This is a genomic window from Bradyrhizobium denitrificans, assembly GCF_013179005.1.
GTDB classification, from domain to species: Bacteria; Pseudomonadota; Alphaproteobacteria; order Rhizobiales; family Xanthobacteraceae; genus Bradyrhizobium; species Bradyrhizobium denitrificans.
Window position 1 is genome coordinate 132,757 of the sequence record NZ_JABFDP010000011.1, and the last position, 13,502, is coordinate 146,258.

Annotated in this window: 14 protein-coding genes; 7 read left to right on the plus strand and 7 right to left on the minus strand. The window is 65.0% G+C overall.

The window, feature by feature from the left end; translation table 11 throughout:
• Position 1 precedes the first annotated feature (1 nt).
• A complete protein-coding gene (gene rbbA, locus HL671_RS13930) occupies positions 2-2,776 on the minus strand; it encodes a ribosome-associated ATPase/putative transporter RbbA (RefSeq protein ID WP_172236719.1) in 2,775 nt (924 codons plus the stop codon).
• Positions 2,773-3,942: an HlyD family secretion protein gene (locus HL671_RS13935; protein ID WP_246579810.1), complete on the minus strand. Its 1,170-nt coding sequence runs from the start codon at positions 3,940-3,942 to the stop codon at positions 2,773-2,775. Before HL671_RS13935 ends, rbbA begins: the two co-directional genes overlap by 4 nt.
• A gap of 309 nt (positions 3,943-4,251) precedes the next feature.
• On the opposite strand from HL671_RS13935, the gene HL671_RS13940 reads away from it, so the two are divergent.
• Both HL671_RS13940 and HL671_RS13945 read left to right on the plus strand, forming a co-directional pair.
• Positions 4,252-4,827 (plus strand): TetR/AcrR family transcriptional regulator, encoded by a 576-nt coding sequence (locus HL671_RS13940; protein WP_172236720.1) that lies wholly within the window; start codon positions 4,252-4,254, stop codon positions 4,825-4,827.
• A gap of 86 nt (positions 4,828-4,913) precedes the next feature.
• The gene (locus HL671_RS13945) at positions 4,914-5,108 is read left to right on the plus strand and encodes a hypothetical protein (RefSeq protein WP_172236721.1); all 195 of its coding nucleotides are present in this window, start codon (positions 4,914-4,916) and stop codon (positions 5,106-5,108) included.
• A gap of 208 nt (positions 5,109-5,316) precedes the next feature.
• On the opposite strand, the gene HL671_RS13950 is transcribed toward HL671_RS13945, so the two are convergent.
• From HL671_RS13950 to HL671_RS13965, 4 genes are all read right to left on the minus strand, one after another.
• A complete protein-coding gene (locus tag HL671_RS13950) occupies positions 5,317-7,614 on the minus strand; it encodes an FdhF/YdeP family oxidoreductase (protein ID WP_172236722.1) in 2,298 nt (765 codons plus the stop codon).
• 284 nt (positions 7,615-7,898) lie between these two features.
• Positions 7,899-8,984: a YeeE/YedE family protein gene (locus tag HL671_RS13955; protein WP_172236723.1), complete on the minus strand. Its 1,086-nt coding sequence runs from the start codon at positions 8,982-8,984 to the stop codon at positions 7,899-7,901.
• Positions 8,985-9,120: 136 nt separating this feature from the next.
• Positions 9,121-9,471, minus strand: coding sequence for an ArsR/SmtB family transcription factor (locus HL671_RS13960; protein WP_012043755.1), 351 nt, complete (start codon positions 9,469-9,471; stop codon positions 9,121-9,123).
• 24 nt (positions 9,472-9,495) lie between these two features.
• Positions 9,496-9,870, minus strand: a complete 375-nt coding sequence (locus HL671_RS13965) for a thioredoxin domain-containing protein (RefSeq protein ID WP_172236724.1) — start codon at positions 9,868-9,870, stop codon at positions 9,496-9,498.
• A gap of 131 nt (positions 9,871-10,001) precedes the next feature.
• Between HL671_RS13965 and HL671_RS13970 the strand changes: the two genes are divergently transcribed.
• Entirely contained in the window at positions 10,002-10,736 is a 735-nt protein-coding gene (locus HL671_RS13970) for a cytochrome c biogenesis CcdA family protein (protein WP_012043757.1), read from the plus strand.
• Here the strand turns inward: HL671_RS13970 and HL671_RS13975 are convergent, their stop codons facing one another.
• Entirely contained in the window at positions 10,737-11,444 is a 708-nt protein-coding gene (locus HL671_RS13975; protein ID WP_012043758.1) for a hypothetical protein, read from the minus strand. It abuts the gene before it with no gap.
• Between the two features lie 99 nt (positions 11,445-11,543).
• Here HL671_RS13975 and HL671_RS13980 point away from each other — a divergent pair, with 99 nt between their 5' ends.
• The 4 genes from HL671_RS13980 to soxZ all read left to right on the plus strand — a co-directional run bounded on the left by HL671_RS13980 (position 11,544) and on the right by soxZ (position 13,500).
• The gene (locus HL671_RS13980) at positions 11,544-12,116 is read left to right on the plus strand and encodes a thioredoxin family protein (RefSeq protein ID WP_246579710.1); all 573 of its coding nucleotides are present in this window, start codon (positions 11,544-11,546) and stop codon (positions 12,114-12,116) included.
• A gap of 125 nt (positions 12,117-12,241) precedes the next feature.
• A complete protein-coding gene (gene soxX / locus HL671_RS13985; RefSeq protein WP_041750720.1) occupies positions 12,242-12,685 on the plus strand; it encodes a sulfur oxidation c-type cytochrome SoxX in 444 nt (147 codons plus the stop codon).
• Between the two features lie 20 nt (positions 12,686-12,705).
• Positions 12,706-13,158, plus strand: coding sequence for a thiosulfate oxidation carrier protein SoxY (gene soxY, locus HL671_RS13990; protein ID WP_012043761.1), 453 nt, complete (start codon positions 12,706-12,708; stop codon positions 13,156-13,158).
• Positions 13,159-13,173: 15 nt separating this feature from the next.
• Positions 13,174-13,500, plus strand: a complete 327-nt coding sequence (gene soxZ, locus HL671_RS13995) for a thiosulfate oxidation carrier complex protein SoxZ (protein ID WP_012043762.1) — start codon at positions 13,174-13,176, stop codon at positions 13,498-13,500.
• Positions 13,501-13,502: the final 2 nt, after the last annotated feature.

The following is a 13,502-nucleotide window of genomic DNA, read 5'->3' on the forward strand; positions in this document are numbered from 1 at the left end:
ATCAATCTGCCTGCTTCTTGAGGAGCGCGGCGCCCGCTCCGATCAGCACGGGAATGGCCGCGGCCAGCGGCAGCAGCTGCGTCCACAGCTCGCGAAGATCGAGCGCCTTGGAGAACGTGCCACGCGCAATGGTCACGAAATAGGTGGTCGGGTAGACCCGGCCGATGACTGCTCCCACGCCCTGCAGCGACGAGACCGGATCGATCAGACCGGAGTATTGGACGGCGGGGATCATCGTGAGCAGCGTCGTGGCGAACATCGCCGCGATCTGGCTGCTGGTGAAGCTCGAGATCAGCAGCCCGATCCCGGTCGTGGCGGTGACATAGAGCAGCGCGGCGAGCATGAAGGTCGGGAAGCTTCCCGTGAACGGGACGCGGAACACGAGGACTGCAAACAGGACGAGCAGCACCGCGTTGGACAGGGCGAGTGCGACGTAGGGGAGCTGCTTGCCGACCAGGAACTCGAGCCTGGTGACCGGCGTGACGTAGAAGTTGATGATCGAGCCGAGCTCCTTTTCCCGGACGACGCTGAGGGCCGCCAGCATCGAGGGGATCATCAGCAGCAGGAGCGGAATGACGGCGGGCGCCATGGCGACGAGGCTCGCCACGGCCGGATTGTAACGATAGCGCATCTCGAGCTGGAATTCACTGGTGGCGGCGCGCTTCCCCAGGAGCTGGGTCGCCTTCTTCGACAGCCAGTCGGCATGGATGCCTTGCACGTAGCCGCGCACCGTCTCGGCGCGGCTCGGCATCGCTCCGTCGATCCACGCGCCGATCTGCACGTTCCGTCCGTGCTCGAGATCGCGGCCGAACCCCGGCGGGATCTCCAGCGCCAGGCTGAGTTCGCCGTTGCGCATGCGCCGGTCCAGATCGGTATAGTCCGCGATCGGCGGCATTTCGACGAAATAGCGCGATCCCGCGATCTGCAGCGCGTAGTCGTGGCTGATGGTCGTATTGTCGCGATCGAGCACGGCGAAGGACAGGTTGTCGACGTCGAGGTTGAGGCCGTAGGCCATCACCAGCATCAAGACCACGCTGCCGATCGTGGCGAGAGCGGCCCGGATCGGATCGCGCCGCAGCTCCAGCGCCTCACGCTGGCTATAGGCGAGCAGACGCCTCGCATCGAACAGGCGCCGTCGCCCGGCTTTGTGTTCCGCGGCGACATCGTCTCCGTCCCGAGCCGTCGGGGCAGGCGTGGGCACCGGATCCGTTGCGTGCGTCGCCTCCTCCAGATACGCGATGAACGCCTGCTCCAGCGTCGATGCCGCGCGCTGCGCGACGATGGCCGCCGGCGTATCGCTGACGAGCACGCGTCCCGCATGCATCAGCGAGATGCGGTCACAGCGCTCCGCCTCGTTCATGAAGTGCGTCGAGACGAAGATGGTGACGTTGTCCCGGCGCGACAGATCGGCCAGGATCCGCCAGAACGCATCGCGGGCCACCGGGTCCACGCCCGATGTGGGCTCGTCCAGGATCAGCATCTCGGGCAGATGGATCATCGCCACCGCCAGGGACAGTCGCTGACGGATGCCGAGCGGCAGGGCCTCGGGCAGTGCGTCCATGACGCCGGCAAGCTCGAAGCGCTGCGCCATGTCTTCGATCCGCGCCGGTGTCTCTGCCGGAGGCAGGCCGAACAGACGCGCGTGCAGCTCGAGGTTCTGCTGCACGGTCAATTCGGTGTAGAGCGAAAACGCCTGCGACATGTAGCCGACGCGGCGGCGGACGGCCATGTCGTTCGGGTCGACGTCGTGCCCGAATAGGCGCGCCTCTCCCGAGCTGGCCGGCAGCAGCCCGGTCAGCATCTTCATCGTCGTGGTCTTGCCGCAGCCGTTCGAGCCGAGGAAGCCGAAGATCTCGCCACGCCCGATGCGGAAGCTGACATCGTCGACCGCCGTGAAATCGCCGAACCTCATCGTCAGGTGGTCGGCCTCGATCGCGATGTCCTCGTCGGCTGCAGCGGCACGCGGTGGAATGACCACGGGCGCGTGGTCTTGGCGCTTTTCATCCGGCAGGAGCGCAATGAAGGCGTCGTCGAGCGTCGTCGTTCCGGTCTGCTGCAGCAGTTCGCGCGGCGTCGCGGCCGTCAGCACCCGTCCGGCATCCATCGCCACCAGCCAGTCGAATCTGGCCGCTTCCTCCATATAGGCGGTGGAGACGATGACGCTCATGCCGGCCGAGTCGGCCCGGATGTTGTCGATCAACTGCCAGAACTGGCGGCGCGACAAGGGATCGACGCCCGTGGTTGGCTCGTCGAGAATCAGAAGGTCCGGGTCATGAATGAGCGCGCAGCACAGCCCCAGCTTCTGCTTCATGCCGCCGGACAGCTTGCCGGCCGGCCGCTCGGCAAAGGCCGCCAGGCCGGTGCGCTTCAGCAGGTCGCCGATGCGGCGCTCGCGCTCGTGCCTGTCGTGCCCGAACAGACGTCCGAAGAAGTCGACATTCTCGAACACCGACAGCGTCGGATAGAGGTTCTTGCCCAGCCCCTGCGGCATATAGGCGATCTTCGGGCAGACCCGCGCGCGATGCGCGGCATCCGCCATGTCGCCGCCGAGCACCTCGACCCGGCCTTCCTGGATGACCCGCGCGCCGGCGATCAGCGACAGCAGGCTGGACTTGCCGACGCCGTCAGGCCCCAGCAGGCCGACCATGCAGCCCGACGGCAGATCGAGCGTGATAGCGTCGAGCGCTCGCGTCTTGCCGAAGCGGAGGCCGACCTCTTCCAGACGGACGATGTGGCGTTGCGGCTGGTGATCAGCGCCCACCGGCTCCCCGCTCATTGCACCAGACCTCGCTGCAGCGTCGCCGGCCAGTCCGCATTCTGATCGAGCTGGACATAGGCCATGCCCGGCAGCCCGGTCTTGACGTTGCGGATGTTCTTCCTGAGCAGCTCCGGCGATATCCGGGCCTTGATCCGGAACATCAGCTTCTGCCGTTCCTCCTCGGTCTCCACTGTCTTCGGCGTGAACTGCGCGACGTCGGCGACGAACGTGACCTTTGCCGGCACGATGTATTGCGGCGCCGCGTCGAGCACGAGGCGGACATCGCTGCCCATGGTGACCCGCCCGGCCTCTGCCGTCGGCAGGAAGAACGTCATGTAGACGTCGCCGAGATCGACGAGGTTGAGGATGCGTCCGCCCGCCGCCAATACCTCGCCGAGCTGGGCGACGCGATATTGCACACGACCGTCGCGGGGTGACCTCAAGGTGCTGTCATTGATATCGGCAGCGATTGTCTCGATGGCCGCCCGCGCTGCATCGACCGCGGCCTCGGCATCCACCACCTGGGCTTTGGCCGCACTCAGCGCTGCCTCGGTCGCGGCCGCATGGGCCTTGGCTGCACTTACCGCTGCCTTGGCCGCGAGTGAATTGGCGCGATCGTCGTCGAGCACCTGCTGCGAGACCGCGGCGGTGGTGATCAACTGCTCGGAGCGTGCACGCTTCTTCTCGGCCTGTTCGAATTTCGCGTCCTGCTGGGCAACCGTGGCATCCGCCGCGACGCCTTCCGCCTCCCTCTGGCGGATCAGGCTCTTCGCCGTCTCGACTCCGATGACGGCGCGCCGCAACTCGGCCTCGGCTTGACGACGCCGCGCTTCCAGCTGCTCCGTGTCCATTCGCACCAGGACCTGACCGGCGGAGATGAAATCGCCCTCGTTGACCAGGATCTCCTTGATCCGGCCGGCGATCTTGGTCGACACGTCGATCTCGGTCGCCTCGATCCGCCCGTTGCCGCTGGCGAGCCCTGGCGGGAGCCCCGGATGGCTGAGCTTCTGCCACGCATAGTACCCACCGCCCGCACCCAGCAAGATGAGCAGCAACAGGATCTTCCGCCATGACGTCCGCGGCGGCGGCCGTTTGGTCGGCTTGACCGAAAGCGGGGCCGCGCCGGTCGGCGACGGGGCAGGGTGCAGCGAACTCTTGGAAGGGGTCTCCAGGGCTCCAGCCATCGGTCAGTCCTCCATGATCTGCGCGACGCGACGCGCCATGCGCCGATGCGCGCCGAAGCTCCGCGTTCGACCCGCGCATGCGGTGGGACCTGCACCAGCCAATGCCGGACGTGCTCGCTTGACCATGGAGATGATTTCCTCTGCAGCTTCGAAAGGCTGGCCAAGCCTAGGCCATCACGGGCCGCCCGGCTTGATGCAAGTCAACACACGTTGACCTGCCGAGCATGTTAGGATGATCGTGGCCGGACCGACCGGCATGCCGCTCCGCTCCTGTCCAATCGGAACGGCGACACCCGATAGCGAGCCCTCATGACCGCCACCGCAACATCGCGCCCTAAGACCAGCTCTCGCGAGCGGATCCTGAAGGCCGCCGTCAAACGCTTTTCGCAGAACTCTTACGAGCGGACGAGCCTGCGGGACATTGCAGGGGACGTCGGCATCGATGTCTCCTATGTGCATCGCTGCTTCGGATCCAAGGAGAAGCTGTTTACGGAAGCCATCCGAGACGCTGCGGACATGACGGATTTGATCGCGGGAACGCCGGAGGAGATCGCCGCCTCTATGGCGCAGCGCGCGGTGTCAAGCCGCCCACCAAAGGGGCATGCGCTCGGGATCTTCATTCATTCGATTTCGAGCCCGGAAGCGCTGCCGATCTTGCGGCAGTTCGTCCTGGAGACGGCGATCGAGCCTCTGTCCGGCCGGATCGGGGATGCGAGCGCCCGCCGTGCCACGCTCGCGATGGCGCTGCTGACCGGGGTCACCCTGTTCAGGAACGTCATTCGCGTCAAACCTTTCGTGGAGTCCGACGAGGACGAACTGCGGGCCCTCATCGCCGGCGTGCTCGGCGCAGTCCTGGAGCATCAAGGCGAGGGCGGCACGACATGACGACGCGGTCCCGCCACGCTGAGTTCGCCACCGGGAGAGTGAGGTCCGGAAAAGTCAAATGAGCTGCTCCGCAGCGGGAGGTTCGCGTGGGCAGGTCCAACTCAGTCGACGTTGAAGCACTGGGGCCGGTCACGGGTGCCGTTGGCGCGGTCATCTTGGGACCGTTCATCGCGAGCTTTCAGAGCCGCCTGCTCGGCATCGGGCTTCCCGACATCAAGGGCGCGATGGGGCTCGGCTTCGACGAGGGCGCCTGGCTCAGCGCCGCCGGTCTGAACAGGTGAGCGGCGCGTATCTCGGCGGCGTGCTCGGTGCGACTCTGGATCGAGGGGCCAAGCATGGCACGACATGATGACGCGGAGCGTGGCCTAAGGATTGTCCGTCACCCGGGGGAATCCGTCGGATTGAAGGAGCCACGTCTGTGGCGTGCCTCGCTCGCTGCCGCTGGGACAAAAACCTGTAGTCGCAGGCGGCCGACGATCGTCTGCCCTCCTAGATTTTCAGTCTCACCGCGATCGATTTGGCCGCCGGTGTCTTCGACTGCTGATCGTGATGCGATAGTGGCATGAGCGGATTCATCTCCGGATAGTACGAGCCGACGCATCCAGCAGGCAGGCTGAACGGCGTCACCTTCAACGGTCCCGCCTCGCGGTGGATGCCATCCTGCGCGTCGCTGATCAGCGAGACCATCTGTCCCTCCTGCAGTCCGGCCTTGGCGATGTCGTCGGGATTCATCAGCAGCACCTGACGGGTGCCCTCGATACCGCGCAGGCGGTCGCTGAATCCGTAGATCGTCGTGTTGAACTGGTCGTTGCTGCGCATCGTCAGCAGCCGGTAGCGGCCAGGTGCGTCGTCGAATCCCGCGGCGTCCAGGGTGTCGGGGACGGTGAACTCGGCCTTGCCGCTGGTGGTTTTCCAGATCCGCTCGCGTGCGGCATTGCCGCGATAGAATCCGCCCGGCGTGAACATCCGTTCGTTGAAATCGTGGAATTCGTCCGGGTAGGTCTGCGCGATCAGATCCCTGATCAGGGCGTAGTTGTCGACCCATTCGCGCCACTTCAGCCTGGGATTGGGCGGCAGGGTTGCCTCGGCCAGACTGGCGACGATGTCGACCTCCGATTTGAGATGTTCGCTTGCCGGCTTCCGCAACCCGATCGAGCCCTGGATGCAGCTGAACGTGTCCTCCATCGACACGGCTTGAGGCCCGCTGGCCTGCATGTCCTGTTCGGTGCGGCCGCGACAGGGCAGCAGATAGGCGGTCCTGCCGTTCACCAGATGACTGCGGTTGAGCTTGGTCGCGATCTGGACCGTCAGGTCCATCTTGCGCCATGCACGTTCCATCGCCTCACGCTCCGGTATCGCTCGGACGAAGTTTCCGCCAAGGCCGAAAAAGGCTTTGACCTTCCCCGAGAGAATGCCTTCGCAGGCTTCGACCGTGTTCATCCCCTTGTCGCGGGGCGGATCGAACCCGAACTGTTCGGCGATCTTGTCGAGCGGCACCAGCTCCGGCTTTTCGGAGATGCCGACGGTGCGCTGTCCCTGCACGTTCGAATGCCCGCGGACCGGAGATATTCCGGTCCCGTCGCGGCCGATATTGCCCTTCAGCAGCAGCATGTTGACGAACATGGCGACATTCTCGAAGCCGTGAACATGCTGAGTCAGGCCCATTCCGTAGACGCCGATCACCCGGTCAGCCTTGACGTAGATCTCTGCGGCCCGCTCGATCGCGCCCTGGCTCAAGCCGGACTTCGCCTCGATCTCGGACCATGATGTGCCGCGCACCTTGGCCTCGAAGTCGCCGAAACCCTGGGTGTGTTGTTCAATGAAGGGGACATCGAGAACCCGTTTCCCCTCGGCCTTGGCCGCGTCGTCGGCGGCGAACACATGCTTGCAGATGCCCAGCATGACGGCGATGTCGCCGCCGAGCCGGACCTGGTGATATTGCGTGCTGATCGGCGTCTCGCTGCCGGTCAGCATCTCCGCCGGGTTCTGCGGGTTGGTGAACGCAATCAGGCCCTTCTCGCGCACCGGATTGAACGTGACGATCGGCACGCCGCGTTTCGCGGCATCCTGCAGCGGATGCAGGAAGCGAGGGCTGTTGGAGCCGGTGTTCTGGCCGAAGAAGAACATGGCGTCGCAATTCTTCAGGTCGTCGAACACGACCGTCCCGACGCCCGCGCCGATGACCTTCTTCAGGGCCACCGAGGTGGTCTCGTGGCACATGTTCGAGCTGTCAGGCAGATTGTTGTTGCCATAGGCGCGTGCGAACAGCGCGTAGAGGTAGGACGTCTCCAGGCTTGCCCGGCCGGACGAATAGAAGATGACGGATGTCGGATCGAGCCGACGGAGCTCTGCGCCGATCGCGTGGAAAGCCTCCTCCCACGAGCAGGGCTGATACTTGTCGCTCTCGGGGTCGTACCGCAGCGGATGCGTCAAGCGGCCCTGCTGCTCCAAATCGTAGTCGTTCCAGGTCAGCAGCTCGACCACGGTGTGTTGCGCGAAGAAGTCGGGCGTGCACCGAAGCGTGGTGAGCTCCCACAGCGTGGCCTTGGCTCCGTTTTCGCAAAACTCGAAGGTGTGGTAGTCCGCGGGCTTCGCCCAGGAGCAGGACACGCACATGAACCCTTTGGGCTTGTTCTGCCGCGCCAGGGTCTCGAGCGCCGCCGGCGTGGCCCACTCCTTGCCGAAGATCCGTGCGATGCCGCGTAGCGATCCCCAGCCGCCGCTGGGCCCGTCGTAATGGACTGTGTGCTCGTGGTCCTGAGGGCTCCTATGATCGGCCTGAGACATCTTCAACTCCGTACGGCACGAGCCCCGCACGCAGCCAACGCACATGCGATGCCGCAGTTCCTGAGCTCAGTCGCAGGTCGATCGTGATCGCAGCTCGGAGGAAGGGCGGTCGTCGCCGAGTGGCTCAGCCACCGTGCTTCGGGGAACCAAATCTTCCGATCTGCCGCGTAACCTTGTTGCACGCCGGCCGCGGCTATCAGCGGACGGCCGCTTTTTCCGACGCTGTTCTTTGAACCGCGTCGGACTGTCGGCTGGTGCAGGGTGCAACCGCAAATTGCCGTCGATCAATGGCTGATCCGGAGCAGGTTGCGCACGGCTGGCCGCCATTCGCCGGTCATGGTGTATTCGAGGCCGAGGCGTGCACCGCAGGTGATCGCCAGCATGGTCAGCGGCGCGGACAGCGCGAGCGTTGAGAACGCCGAGAGGCCTTGGCCGATGGTGCAGCCCATCGACATGATGCCGCCGGTGCCCATCAGCAGCGCGCCGACCATGTGACGTTTCAGTTCGCGCGCGTCGTCGCAGGCCTCCCAGCGAAACACGTGCGAGAACATCGCCGCGACGAAGGAGCCCAGGATCACGCCCGCCACCGAGCCGATCGCGAAATCGGCCCGGCTGCCGGACAGCGTGGCGATATAGAGCACGGTGTTGCCGAGCGGGGCGACGAAAGTCAGCGAGGCCACGCGCGCCGGATCGAAATCGTCATTGCCGAGCCAGCCGGTGGCGAACCAGCCGAACGTAACCGCGCTGCCGACGGCGACGCCCGAGAGCAGCAGCCGTGGCGATTTGACGAGGCGCCCGTCGGCCAGCGCCCAGGCGGCCAGCGCGACGGCCGCGATGGAGACGACGGCCGGCCGCGCATATGATCCAAGCACTGTCGACAGCAGAACGTCGATGCCCTGGCTCATCGTCTCCGGCAGGCGCAGCGACAGCGGCTCGATGAGTCCAACGCGCAGGAATCCGGTGAGCCCGCGCATTGCGGCCAGGGCCGAGACGCCGAGCACCAGGAACACGACGATGGCGCGCAGATCGCCGCCGCCGATGCGGACCAGCGTGCCGAAGCCGCAGGTGCCGACCAGCGCCATGCCGATCCCGAACATGAAGCCGCCCAGGATGGCGCCGCCGAGCGGAATGGATGAGGTCAGATAGATGGAGCGCGAAAGATCGACGAGGCCGAAGCTCGCGAGCAATTGGGTGGCGACCAGCGCCACTGCCGCAGCCAGGGCGAAGGATTTGAGGCGCCGCGTATCCGCACCGAAAAACGCGTCCTCCAGCATCGCGAGCGTGCAGAACCGGCCGGCGCGCCCGGCAACGCCGAGAACGCCGCCTGCCAGCAGACCGCACATGAACGTCAATGCTGACGGACTGAGCATTCCCCCCGATGTCCTTGTTTTCGTCCCGCCATTGTGCGCCAGGATCGGCGGCGAAGCCAGACCTCCTGCCGCGCCCGCTGCTCTGTCTGCGGTGGGAGCCGGATGGTCAGCGAAGGCGATTGCGATGCGACGAATGTCAGCGGCGGCGCTTGCGGACGGGCTCACAGAAGACGTCGTAGATTGCCGTCAGGATCTTGCGGACGTCCTCGCTGGCGAGGCTGTAGTAGATCGTCTTGCCCTCGCGCCGCGTCGTGACCAGCCGGTCGAGCCGGAGACGGGCGAGCTGCTGCGAGACGGTCGACTGCCGCTCGCCCAGGAACTGCTCGAGCTCGGTGACGGATTTTTCGCCTTCGGAGAGGATGCAGAGCAGCAGCAGCCTGGACTCGTGGGACAGCGCCTTCAGCATCTCGCTGGCTTCCCGCGCCTTCTCGATCATCTGCTCGAGCTCGGCGGAGGTTTCGATGTCCTTCAACTTCGGCAGCGGCATGAATTCTGGATCCTCGATTATCCGTCAGGAGCGGGTCGGCGCCCCGCTTGTAGCATTCATTATACGGCCGAGCAGCCCAAAGAAAAACGCATCACCGGGATAGCCGCGGATCCGGCCGATTTCGCGGCCCTGATCGACCACCACGAAGGTCGGGGTGAACGCGCCCGGATCGATGCCGGCGAGATCCGCCGGCAGCGGCTGGCCGAGGTCGACCCGCCGCAGCGGCAGTGCGCGGCCTTCGTCAGTTCTGGAATAGATCGGCGCGATCTCGGCATTGAACCGGGCGCACCAGCCGCAGCCCGCACGTTCGAACATCACGAGTTCGGAGGCGGCGGCCGGCAACGAGAGACAAAGGCCCGCCGCCACCGCCCATGCGAGTTTTGCGATTTTGAGCGTCATGCCGCAATCCTCTTGCTGGACTTGCGCTCCAATCTATCATTGAATTCGAATATGTACTAGTGCTCCGTTTCCGAAGCCCGCGTCGTCAAGGCGGGCTGCATGGGGCAGGGGTGTCCAGCCCGGGAGGAATGATGGATCTCGACGTCACGCTGGGCGCCGCGCTGGCCGCGGGGCTGCTGTCCTTCCTGTCGCCGTGCATCCTGCCGCTGGTGCCGCCGTTCCTGTGCTACATGGCCGGGGTGTCGGCGGCCGAGACCGTCATCGAGGCCGCACCGGTGCCGCGGCGGCGCACGGTCTTGACGGCGCTCTGCTTCGTCGCCGGCTTTTCGCTTGTCTTCGTCGGTCTTGGCGCCACCGCCTCCGTGTTCGGCCGATTCATCGCCGGCCACCTCAGCCAGCTCGGCCTCGTCGCCGGCCTCGTCATCATCATGATGGGCCTGCATTTCCTCGGGCTGCTCAGGATTCCGCTGCTGTACCGCAGCGCGACCATCGATGTCGGCCGCAAGCCGGCCGGACTGCTCGGCGCTTTCGTGATGGGGTTGGCCTTCGCCTTCGGCTGGACGCCATGCGCGGGGCCGGTTCTGGCCGCCGTGCTGATGATGGCCGGCGCGGAGGCGACAGTCGCCAAGGGCGCTCTGCTGCTCGCGGCCTATTCGCTCGGAACCGGAATCCCGTTCCTGATCGCCGCCGCCTTCATGAGCGAGTTCATGACCCTGCTGAAGGGCATCAAGCCGCATCTCGCGTTGGTCGAGAAGACCATGGGCGGCTTTCTGGTGCTGACCGGCGCGGCCTTTCTCACCGGCGTGGTCCCGCGGATGTCGGAATGGATATTCGAGCGCTTTCCCTCGCTGGCCACGATCGGCTGATCAGCCGAAGCGGAAGTCCAGCAGATTGACGAAGGACTGCAGCTCGATCTCATAGCGATGCACGAGACCGGCATCGCCCTCGCGTGCGGCACGGCCGATCTCGCCCGCGCTTGCTGTGGCGCCGTCGATCAGGCGGCGGAATTCGGCCTGGCTCGCAACGTCCGGCGTCGCCAGGCCGCTGCAGCGCTGCAGCCGCTCGCGCAGCGCGGTGCCGGCCTGGACGACATCGCCGGCATCTGCCTTGCCCGCCGCGAACCGTATCGCGGCGTTGCGCAACTCGTTCATGACAGGTGACAGGCCGAACACGCAATCGCTGAGCTCGACCACGCCGGCCTCGCGTCTGAAGGCGTGAAGCGACTGGCGCAACGCGGCAATGGCCGCCGCAGCGCGGGCACCATCACCCGCGGCCAGCGCTTCGTCCGCCTGCTTCAGGCGATCGTGTCCAGTGGCGATCAGCGCGGCGAAGGATTGGGCCGAAGACGGCGCATTGGAGCGCTCGGCGAGCCTGGCCCAGGCGGTCCGGGCGTCGTCGAGCTCGAGCTGCGCCAAGCCCACATTGCCGGTGCGCCCATAACTCGCGGCTGTGCGCAGGCTGGCCATCGCCGCGTGCATGAAGGCCGCAACATCCGCGTTCTCTTCGGTGTGCCCGCGTATGCCATGCGCGAGGCATGACAGCACGAGCGACAGCAGGATGGCGCGGCGCAGCATCGAATGTCCCTTCTCACATTCTACTATTCGAATATTATGTATCGAAATTCCATGGATTTGGCAAAGCGCGCGAGCAGGCTGATGATGACGAACCGGACGATGACCCGACGCGATCTGGTTGCGCTGCTGCCTGCAGCAGCCGCGTTCGGCGCCATACACACGCCGGCGCGCGCCGACGCGGTGCTCGGCGATGACGGGCTCTATCACCAGTCCTGGTTCCTCAACAGTTTCCTGGATCTGCGCGAGGACCTCGAGAGCGCCTCGTCCGAGGGCAAGCGGCTTGCTGTGATGTGGGAGCTGCGCGGCTGTCCCTATTGCCGCGAGACGCATCTGGTGAACTTCGCCGATCAAGCGATCGCGGACTACATCCGCGCCAATTTCGAGGTGCTGCAACTCAACCTGCTCGGCGCGCGCAAGGTGATCGATTTCGATGGCCGGGAGCTGACCGAGAAGGAGCTCGCCGAGCGCTACGCGATCCGATTCACGCCGACGTTCCAGTTCTTTCCGCCGCCGGTCGACGGCGTTGCAGCCAAGGAGCCGCTTGCACGCGAGGTGGCGCGCGCGCCCGGCTATCTCAAGCCGCCGCATTTCCTCGCGATGTTCCGCTTCGTACGCGACAAGGCCTATGAGCGCGGCTCGTTCCGCGACTATCTCACGTCGTCGAAGGGTTGAGTGCGCTGCCGCATCGAATTCGGTTGACATTAATCACATTATCAAATCATAATTTATGAATATGATGGACCGTAAGTCCGTCGCATCAGCAGGCGAGGGGAAGCCTCGTCGGTCAGGGTGGAAACATGCGCCGTTTGATTCCGGCCGCCTTGCTCTGCGTGTTGCTGTCGGCAACCGCGCGAGGTGACGAGCCGATCAGGCTCGACATCGTCGACTATGCGATTCCAAAATCCCTGACGGGTGCGCCCGGCAATGCCGAGGCCGGCAAGAAGGTGTTTCTGACGCGGACGCTGGGTAACTGCCTTGCCTGTCATCAGGTCTCGGCGCTGAAGTCGGAAGAGTTTCACGGCGAGTTCGGTCCGTCGCTGGATGGCGTCGCGACCCGCTACAATACGGCGCAGCTGCGCCTGATCGTTGCCGATCCCAAGCGCATTTTCACCGACACGGTGATGCCCGCCTTCTACAAAAACGACGGACTCAATCGGGTCAGGCCGGAATTCGTCGGCAAGTCCGTCCTCACGGCCGCGCAGGTCGAGGACGTCGTCGCGTTTCTCGAAACATTGAAATAACCGCCTCTGGAGGATGATGCATGGGCGCAATCAACAGACGACAGGCGTTCCTTCTCGGTGGCGGTTTCGTCGCCTTGACGGTGCTGCCGATGGCCGCCAACGCCGAGCCGAGCAACGACGCGGCCGAGCTGATCAAGAAGTTCACCGGTGGCAAGGAAGCGGCCAAGGGCAAGATCACGCTCGATCTGCCTGAGATTGCCGAGAACGGCAACACTGTGCCGCTCGCGCTCACGGTCGAAAGCCCGATGACGGCCGAGAACTACGTCAAGGAAGTGCTGTTCGTGGCCGACGGCAATCCCAATGCCGGCGTCGCGACTCTGATGTTCACGCCGATGTCCGGCAAGGCGGAGGCGTCGATCCGCATCCGTCTGGCGCAGACCCAGAACGTGATCGCGGTCGCGAAGATGAGCGACGGCTCGCTGTTCACCGAGCGCAAGACGGTCAAGGTCACCATCGGCGGCTGCGGCGGCTGAGACAGGAGAGAGAACATGGCAGACAAGCCGCGGATCAAGCTTCCGAAGGAAGCCAAGAAGGGCGAGATCATCCAGATCAAGACGCTGGTCTCGCATCTGATGGAATCGGGCCAGCGCAAGGATGCACAGGGCAAGCCGATTGCACGCAAGATCATCAACAAGTTCACCTGCGAGTTCAACGGCAGGCCGGTGTTCTCCTGCGCGCTGGAGCCGGCGATCTCGGCGAACCCATACATCCAGTTCGACGCCAGGATCGACGAGGAGGGCACCTTCAAGTTCGCCTGGACCGATGACGACGGCTCGGTGGTGACAGCCGAGGAAAAGATCGCGCTGAAGGCCTGACC

Bases quoted from the DNA above. Each gene is read 5' to 3' on its own strand.
- HL671_RS13940 (WP_172236720.1), top strand. From the start codon at position 4,252: ATGACCGCCACCGCAACATCGCGCCCTAAGACCAGCTCTCGCGAGCGG.
- HL671_RS13935 (WP_246579810.1), bottom strand. From the start codon at position 3,942: ATGGCTGGAGCCCTGGAGACCCCTTCCAAGAGTTCGCTGCACCCTGCC.
- HL671_RS13980 (WP_246579710.1), top strand. From the start codon at position 11,544: ATGACCCGACGCGATCTGGTTGCGCTGCTGCCTGCAGCAGCCGCGTTC.
- soxY (WP_012043761.1), top strand. From the start codon at position 12,706: ATGGGCGCAATCAACAGACGACAGGCGTTCCTTCTCGGTGGCGGTTTC.
- soxX (WP_041750720.1), top strand. From the start codon at position 12,242: ATGCGCCGTTTGATTCCGGCCGCCTTGCTCTGCGTGTTGCTGTCGGCA.
- HL671_RS13955 (WP_172236723.1), bottom strand. From the start codon at position 8,984: ATGCTCAGTCCGTCAGCATTGACGTTCATGTGCGGTCTGCTGGCAGGC.
- HL671_RS13975 (WP_012043758.1), bottom strand. From the start codon at position 11,444: ATGCTGCGCCGCGCCATCCTGCTGTCGCTCGTGCTGTCATGCCTCGCG.
- soxZ (WP_012043762.1), top strand. From the start codon at position 13,174: ATGGCAGACAAGCCGCGGATCAAGCTTCCGAAGGAAGCCAAGAAGGGC.
- HL671_RS13965 (WP_172236724.1), bottom strand. From the start codon at position 9,870: ATGACGCTCAAAATCGCAAAACTCGCATGGGCGGTGGCGGCGGGCCTT.
- HL671_RS13970 (WP_012043757.1), top strand. From the start codon at position 10,002: ATGGATCTCGACGTCACGCTGGGCGCCGCGCTGGCCGCGGGGCTGCTG.
- HL671_RS13950 (WP_172236722.1), bottom strand. From the start codon at position 7,614: ATGTCTCAGGCCGATCATAGGAGCCCTCAGGACCACGAGCACACAGTC.
- rbbA (WP_172236719.1), bottom strand. From the start codon at position 2,776: ATGAGCGGGGAGCCGGTGGGCGCTGATCACCAGCCGCAACGCCACATC.
- HL671_RS13960 (WP_012043755.1), bottom strand. From the start codon at position 9,471: ATGCCGCTGCCGAAGTTGAAGGACATCGAAACCTCCGCCGAGCTCGAG.